The sequence below is a fragment of the Planococcus sp. RAB007_Raresut genome, from assembly GCF_057369535.1.
This window is the reverse complement of sequence record NZ_JBXYIF010000018.1, coordinates 1-7341: the sequence shown is the minus strand read 5'-3', so window position 1 is coordinate 7341 and position 7341 is coordinate 1. Positions and strand designations below refer to the sequence as shown.

The 7341-nt window shown below is 39.4% G+C and carries 8 protein-coding genes; 4 read left to right on the top strand and 4 right to left on the bottom strand.

The annotated features are described in order from the left end of the window. Nucleotides 1-232: 232 nt before the first annotated feature. Both AC2Q9J_RS17515 and AC2Q9J_RS17510 read left to right on the top strand, forming a co-directional pair. Nucleotides 233-556, top strand: a complete 324-nt coding sequence (locus AC2Q9J_RS17515) for a hypothetical protein (RefSeq protein WP_499041942.1) — start codon at nucleotides 233-235, stop codon at nucleotides 554-556. A 49-nt stretch (nucleotides 557-605) separates the two neighbouring features. Further along, nucleotides 606-2588, top strand: a complete 1983-nt coding sequence (locus tag AC2Q9J_RS17510) for an ABC transporter permease family protein (protein ID WP_499041940.1) — start codon at nucleotides 606-608, stop codon at nucleotides 2586-2588. A 155-nt stretch (nucleotides 2589-2743) separates the two neighbouring features. On the opposite strand, the gene AC2Q9J_RS17505 is transcribed toward AC2Q9J_RS17510, so the two are convergent. Further along, a complete protein-coding gene (locus tag AC2Q9J_RS17505; protein WP_499041938.1) occupies nucleotides 2744-3352 on the bottom strand; it encodes a nucleotidyltransferase domain-containing protein in 609 nt (202 codons plus the stop codon). A gap of 173 nt (nucleotides 3353-3525) precedes the next feature. On the opposite strand from AC2Q9J_RS17505, the gene AC2Q9J_RS17500 reads away from it, so the two are divergent. After that, the gene (locus tag AC2Q9J_RS17500) at nucleotides 3526-3975 is read left to right on the top strand and encodes a hypothetical protein (protein ID WP_499041936.1); all 450 of its coding nucleotides are present in this window, start codon (nucleotides 3526-3528) and stop codon (nucleotides 3973-3975) included. After that, a complete protein-coding gene (locus AC2Q9J_RS17495) occupies nucleotides 3976-5040 on the top strand; it encodes a toll/interleukin-1 receptor domain-containing protein (protein WP_499041934.1) in 1065 nt (354 codons plus the stop codon). It abuts the gene before it with no gap. A gap of 133 nt (nucleotides 5041-5173) precedes the next feature. Here AC2Q9J_RS17495 and AC2Q9J_RS17490 read toward each other — a convergent pair whose 3' ends face one another. From AC2Q9J_RS17490 to AC2Q9J_RS17480, 3 genes are all read right to left on the bottom strand, one after another. Further along, nucleotides 5174-5530: an NIPSNAP family protein gene (locus AC2Q9J_RS17490; RefSeq protein ID WP_499041932.1), complete on the bottom strand. Its 357-nt coding sequence runs from the start codon at nucleotides 5528-5530 to the stop codon at nucleotides 5174-5176. 89 nt (nucleotides 5531-5619) lie between these two features. Continuing rightward, entirely contained in the window at nucleotides 5620-6117 is a 498-nt protein-coding gene (locus AC2Q9J_RS17485) for a dihydrofolate reductase (RefSeq protein ID WP_499041930.1), read from the bottom strand. 209 nt (nucleotides 6118-6326) lie between these two features. Continuing rightward, nucleotides 6327-7148 (bottom strand): class I SAM-dependent methyltransferase, encoded by an 822-nt coding sequence (locus tag AC2Q9J_RS17480; protein ID WP_499041928.1) that lies wholly within the window; start codon nucleotides 7146-7148, stop codon nucleotides 6327-6329. Nucleotides 7149-7341: the final 193 nt, after the last annotated feature.

Genomic DNA, 7341 nt, shown 5'->3' with positions numbered 1-7341 from the left:
CGGAATTACTAGTAAAATAGAAGAAGCTGTACATGAAACTAAAAAGCAACCCTTCTTATGGCTAAAATTGTATTTTCGTTTTCGGTTCATTACTTCTTGGCATACCTATACTCAACCTATACTTTAAAAACGTTAAATTCCGAATTTAATGATTAAGATAAAGTACTTTTTTTGAAATCTTAATAATCCACTAGTTCCAAACTTTTTTACAGTATAGATAACGGAGGTATTTATGAAAAATTCATTGATTGTTCTCGGTACAATACTAATTTTAGGGGTAGGTAACCTGGCCGCTGCCTTTGCTTTTCAATTGGATTTTCTGGATATCGCGATTCCCTTCGGCGGGCTGGCTTTGGCAATAATTTATTTCTTCAAAAGCAAAGGCGGTATGGCGAGCCGGCGAATGGACATGGCCATTCAAGGGCAAACGGGCATTCGGATGGACCAGAATGCCGAACCAACTGAAAGATCTTATATTTTCATTGGTTCGCTTTTCTATTTACTGTTGGTCGTCGCCATTACTTTTTATACATACCGTGAATACTTTTTAGCTTAACAAGAGGTTGTTGATCTCGATTTTAAAAGGAATATAGAGGGAGGATGAAATGAAGAAAATAATAGCCATTTTAGGGAAATTCATATTTGGTATTGTCGGCATCGTGTTGATCAGTGCCACCCCAGCCATGTTCCGAGGAGACACTTTTTTTGATTTTTTCGCTTACGCCTTAGCTGTAAAAAGTGTAATCACCTCATTCTTTACACCGGACGAATGGACACTCAGCTATTTGAATCTAAGTACTTTTGAAACTGTACCCTTCTCTTTTTCCAGCTTTTTAAGCGGCCCTTATCTGTATTCCATGCCGTTGTTGCTGATGGCTCTGGTTTTCTCTTTTGTCATCGCTTTTGTGCTGGCGCTGCTCACCTTGCATTCTACAGGTACTATCAAACGCTCCACGTTGCAGATGGCAAAACTCCTGCAGTCGTTTCCGGACTTTTCCTACGTCTTTCTCATTCAAATAGCGGTGCTCGCTTTCTACTCGAAAACAGGCACACTGCTTCTCAGTTTTTACAGCCTGGGCGGCGAGCGGATTTATTTCGCGCCGGTTCTCTGTCTGTCCGTCTTGCCGACCCTGTTGTTTTTTAAACTCTTTGTCCTGCTATATGAAGAAGAACAGCAGCGACCGTATGTGGAACTGGCACGCTCGAAAGGTTTGAGCCAGTTTGAAGTTCTTTGGAAACATTGCACATCTAATGTATTAAGCAGTGTATTTTACCAGTCGAAATCCATTGTCTGGCTGACCCTTTCCACTTTGTTGATCATCGAGTATTTATTCGGCATTGAAGGAATCCTTTATTACCTGCGATCGGACTTCAGTCCGAAAGGCATCACCTTCATCCTGCTGACCATCTTCATTCCATTCTTTCTTTTCTACACCTTCATGGAACTGCTGTTGAAAAGGAGTGAAGTCGAGCGAAACGCTGTCTTTGAGAAATTCAACTTGCGGATATTTGATGCACAGGAAATTCAGACAAGCTGGAAACGGATTTTTTCAAAACAGCAGAAGACCGCAAAACCGGTTTCATTCCAGTTTAAGAGGCGGATTACTGTCATCATCCCCTTACTGCTCATAGGTAGCTTTCTGTCGGCCAGTCTTCTCTACGGTTTGATTGCCGGGGATGAAGTGGATCAAATCCAATACGCATACGAAGAAGATGGCAGCATTGCGAGCAGTGCACCCCTTGCGCCATCGGCTGAGGTCGTTTTCGGCACCGACCCTTATGGCTTTTCGATTGCCCAACAACTTTTGGTCGGCATCAAATACACGATTATTCTGAGTCTGCTCATCGCGACGCTTCGAGTGGTGCTCGGTTATGTATTCGGGCTTCTCTATGTATTCTTTCTCAATACCAAGGCGCGGCATATCGTCAATTCCGTGGCAGACGGCATGCATTTTCTGCCGCTGACATTGCTGGTCTACATCTTGCTGCTGCCGGTTCTGATCAGCAGCGGCGAATGGAACAGCACGCTTTGGGAACGGCTCGCCTTCCAGGTCTTGATCATGTCGGCGGTCGTCTTGCCCATCACCACTAGCGGTATCGGCAATGAAATGAATGAAACGCTCAAAAAAGACTATGTCGTCAGTTCGGTTTTGATGGGAGGGTCTTTAAGTTGGATTCTGACCAAACATATTCAGCCGCAGCTGTGGCCAAAGCTAGTCTTAATGTGGACACAGCATATTGTTCAAGTGCTTCAAATGTTTGTTCATTTAGGAATCTTGAATATCTTTGTCGGAGGAGCCCTTTCGCAAATCGATTCACCGCGGCTCATTCCTGAAATATACGAACTTTCGGGGATGATTTCGATTTCGAGAGAAGTTTTTGTGACGAATCAATATTGGATGATCCTGCCGCCACTAGCAATTTTCATGATGTTGATCTACTGCTTCACCACAATTGCCGAGTATCTCACAAAGAAACAAGTGGTGCCTGTAAAAGTAACTGTAACGAATGAATCCAAAGAAGAGTTAAACTCAGCACCTTCTTTCACGCGAATCAAAAATGCCCAGGTGAACGAAGGAACGAACTGAATGAACAGTCTTTTTGATATTCCACCACCTTAAAAAAGGACAGAATCGCTCGAACGAGAGCTTCTGTCCTTTTCATTTTATTGAGCTTGTTCTTTATACCAAGTCACTTCCGATAAAATAATGATATGTAAACTAATATTTGATTTGTACTTAAATTAGTCTTCCAAACTTTTCATCCAGCTATGTCCTAAAGGAAATTGCCTTTTTAATGCTTCTTTCAACCACTCTTTCTCTTTTAATGACAATGAAGACAAAACAGACTGGAAGTCGCTGAAATCTTTTTCTCTTATTTGTGAAGAACCTCCTTTATATAGAAGTTGAATGGCAGGCTTCAGATAAGGCACTTGATTTTCATCAGTAGAAAATAATTCTTTTTTCGATACTTTAATCGTCTTTTCTCTCCGGTAAATCCAATTGCCTTGTTCGCAATCCATCAGCATAATTTGGAATGCCCATGGAGATCGGCTATCCTTACTCACCCACACATCGTTAATAACATCGAGATGTTCTTTATCTTGCCAGAGCGCTACCTTCCCATCTTTTGCTTTGTATAATGTCCATTCATTTTTCAAGAGTTGGAACAGGACTTGTTGATCTTTGCGAAATATCACAATGTCTATGTCGCTATGCTCTCGAGTTGTTCTTCCTAAGTGCATATCCAGCGCCCAACCACCTGCAATGCCCCAATAAATAGAAATTCCAGAAAATATATTGTTCACTTCTCTGATCGTTAGCGGCTTCCAATTACTAAAATCGATCCTCACTACCATTCACTCCCTTCCCGGTCTATCACATTGATATTCAAACTAATCATGTCCTCGTACCTTTTAATAAATGGCCATAATGAGATTTCCTTTTAAGTTAACGCTTGTGCCACCAGCTAATACTAAGTGTATTCAAATAAATGGTATAATTTACAGAAAAGGATAGTGACTAGATGAGTGACATTAAGTTTTCTATTAGTATCCCAACTGATTCAGATAACTTTTTCAAATTGCAGTGTCCATACTGTAATGGCATATTTAAACTCAGTAGTGAGGAATTCCAGGCATCCGAAGCTTTAAATTTATATTGCCCGAAATGCGGTTTGACTTCGGAAATACCTTCATTTTATACCACCGAGGTCATAGATAAAGCACTCAGTATCGGACAAAACTATGCAGAAGAAATGATCCACAATCTTTTTAAAGATCTTGAAAGAAAATCAAAGCGAAGTGGTCTTAAGATTAAAGCAGGAAAAAAACCAAAGAGCTATGAACCCGAACTATATGAAATTGATGATTTTTTAGTAATTGCAGACAACCATTGTTGCAAAACACGTGTTAAAGTAACAGAACTTGATAAATGGATTGGAATATATTGTTCATACTGTGGGAGGAATAATTAAATGAAGAAAAAAGAACTAACCAAGTTAAGTAGAGAGTTTAGAGTGGTCGGATCTCGGTTCCTCACAACAAAGTTTGGCTCTGAACAAGCAGACTTGACTAGATTTTTAAATTTTATCGATTCCAACGATATCCTTCTAACGTTTATCGAGAACAATACATCTACAAATTTTGATTTCGAAAAAATTAATGAAGAAAAAGAATGGAATGGAAAGTATCAACTACCGTTGGAAAAGTCTGAGGAAATAAGTTTTATATATCAATTATTAAAACACATAGATAAGTCCAAGAACTTTCTCAATATAAGCTTTGGCTATGGGACAGGTAATAAATATCAGGCTCATATAGATGCATTTAATCACCAAGTAACAATTCATTTAATAAATTACATAAGAGAGTATTTGGAAGAGCTCACTTTAGAAATTCCTCTTTCTTCTGTCGCTGCCTTAGAAGAAAGCACCCCTCAAATTTTTATTTCTTATTGCTGGAAAGACAATGAGTTTTGTAATTTAATCGAATCAGATTTTGCAGAGCTAGGATACAAAGTTACACGTGATCAAAGAGATATAAAGTTCAAAGAAAGTATTAAACAGTTTATGAAAACAATTGGAAAACATGATTTTGTCATAAGTATTATAAGTGATCACTATTTAAAGTCTGTAAATAGTATGTTTGAAATTTCTGAGGTAATGCGTTCTCATGAATATAAAGAAAAAATGCTATTGATAATATTAAAAGAGGAAGATACTAATTTTATTCAAGAGTCGATAGAAGAAGAAAACCCTTCTAATTTTGCAGCAGAGATTTATTCTTTTTCGCAGCGAATAAATTACATTAAATACTGGGAAGCAAAAGAGCAAGAATATGTTCAAGAGATAGCCGGAATAAGAGACGATGTAAATAAAATCGTCCCTCTTCAAGAATTAAAGAGAATTAGAAATATTCTTTCTGATATAAGCGATTTTCTTGCTGATATTAGCGATTGGAATAATACTGATTTGGCTACATTAAAGAAAACTGATTATAAAGCATTTACTGATGAGATAAGTAACTTTATTAAAATCTAAGAATAAAATTTTGCTCAATAAAATTGGCCTTATAAAAGAGGGATGATAGAGAAACTGATGTGCTTGTACGCCATCGTCTCTAATCTCCCTTTGTATTCAAGCAGCTTCTAGTAAGTGCTGATATGTAAACTATTCAAATTAGATGATTTCTATTTGTAGATAAAGTCGTTTCTAGAAAATCCTCTTTCACTTCATCTTTTAAATAAGCTCCTATATTTTCTTTTCCAATTTTGTTGAGCCATGCCTGTACCCGTTCAACATGAGCTTGGTCAGTTTTCACACAGCTTTCTATTTCTTCATACGTTTTATAGCTATCATATTCCCAAATCGCAAAAATCTCTGTAATGTCGGCAGTCTCAGACGTCATCCATCTTCCGATTAACCGCGCGCCATGCTTCAACTGTGCCGGTAACAAGGTTTCATTAAAGTGTTGATTAAACTCGTTCACTATTCTTGAATCTACTTTGTATGTTTTTCGGCGATAAATCATTGTTCCCCTTCCTTCCCGGAAATTTCTGTTTGTAGTTTTGAAGTATATTTTCTAAATTAAAAATGATCGCCTTTGCCATTTTAAGAAATTTACTCTTGGGATTTCTTTCTTTCATATACGTGAAAGGAGTAAGAGTATGGATTTTTCTCATCCCGAATTCCCTCCTTAACTGAGACTTCCTCCCACCCTGACAAGTCCACCTCTGGAAAGAACGTATCGCCTTTGAACGCATGGTGGATCTTTGTAATGTGCATTTTTTCAGCATATGGCAAGAAGGCCCTGTAGATATCTTCTCCTCCAAAGATGAAGATTTCCTGTTCATTTTCACATAATCTAAAGACCTCTTCGATGGAATGCGCAATCTCACATCCATCGAAGAAAAAATCTTGATTTCTGGTCAGTACAATGTTTCTTCTCCCAGGAAGCACTCTCCCAATGGATTCGAGGTTTTTTCTGCCCATAATGATGGCATGCCCTTGTGTGGTTTCTTTCACGTAGTTCCAATCTCTTGGAATTCTCCAAGGAATATCGTTTTTGTTACCGATCACTCGGTTTTTATCCATTGCCACAATAAAAGTGATTTTCACTCAAAGTTCCTCCTTTTCCTGAGATACCCTTTTGGTTTTCATTCTTCTTTAATTGATGTAAACCCTTTTTAAAAGTTCATCACAAGTTACTAATGAAAAAAAGCGTTTGTATTAGAACACTTATTGCACACAAAAAGAGAGATCAGATATGCCCTAATCAGCCTCTTCTCTCTCTTACTCGCTTTTATCAGCTCTATAGCTATACTAGTTTAGCTCTTCATCCCGCATGCCATCACAAAAAGCATCATCGCATAGGAATCCGGGTCTTCTGCCAGCCTTTCCGCTACTTGGCTGATGTGTGAGAACTCCCTTTCAGTCAAGACCCCATTTCGATAAAAGCCTTCAAATCGCTTTGGATCGAATTGGGTCTGAAACCCTTCCACGCCTGCTAAATCACTATGCACAGCCACCGTCTCCAACTCGATTTCCGTGAACCCTGTCTTCCGTAAGAGACGGGGTAAACTGCGTCCAACGAGCCGATTGCCGCCTGCATTGCGCTGCATCTCGGTGAATTTTTTGGTAATGGATTCAAATCCTTCAATGCCCGGCTGGATAACACCAAAGATGCCATCGTCAATATCAATGATGACCAGCTTCCCGCCGGGCTTTAATACACGACGAAGTTCAAGAGTTGCCTCTTCTGGCTTATGCAGGTGAAGAAAGAGCATACGCGCCACGACAAAATCATAGCTGTTGTCCGGAAGACCGGTATCAAACACGGAAGCTTGGACAAAATTCACGTTCTTTTGGCCTTTTTCTTTCAGCAGCTCTTCCGCTTGCTTCAGCAAGTCCCCGTCCATATCCAATCCGGTGACCCGGCTGTTCGGCAATCGGTGGGCCAGTTGTTCGGTAACAAAGCCCGGTCCGCAACCGGCTTCAAGTATCCGCATACCATCCTGTAGCCCGAACCATTGCAGGTTCCGGAATTCTTTCTCCCACCCCATCATCACCTGCACTTTCAAACGCTGTACTTCTGCGCTTAATCCGATGTTGGCATTCCCTGCTTTATACGTCGATTGAAAAGAATTCATCTTTTTCCTCCTTATCCTTAAGAACTGGAAAACTATTGTCATAATAGTAACGTACTTATCCTAATTTTGTTTCTAATATTCTAAAATTTTATTATATTTTTTCGTACACATGAAAGCGTTCGTAAAAGTACACTTTTACGAACGCTTTGAAAACAGCCGAAAATGGCCAAAAAGAGCGTTCGTAAACGTGTCA

Coding starts and splice junctions, on each gene's coding strand:
- AC2Q9J_RS17515 (WP_499041942.1), top strand. CDS start 233: ATGAAAAATTCATTGATTGTTCTCGGTACAATACTAATTTTAGGGGTA.
- AC2Q9J_RS17510 (WP_499041940.1), top strand. CDS start 606: ATGAAGAAAATAATAGCCATTTTAGGGAAATTCATATTTGGTATTGTC.
- AC2Q9J_RS17500 (WP_499041936.1), top strand. CDS start 3,526: ATGAGTGACATTAAGTTTTCTATTAGTATCCCAACTGATTCAGATAAC.
- AC2Q9J_RS17495 (WP_499041934.1), top strand. CDS start 3,976: ATGAAGAAAAAAGAACTAACCAAGTTAAGTAGAGAGTTTAGAGTGGTC.
- AC2Q9J_RS17490 (WP_499041932.1), bottom strand. CDS start 5,530: ATGATTTATCGCCGAAAAACATACAAAGTAGATTCAAGAATAGTGAAC.
- AC2Q9J_RS17480 (WP_499041928.1), bottom strand. CDS start 7,148: ATGAATTCTTTTCAATCGACGTATAAAGCAGGGAATGCCAACATCGGA.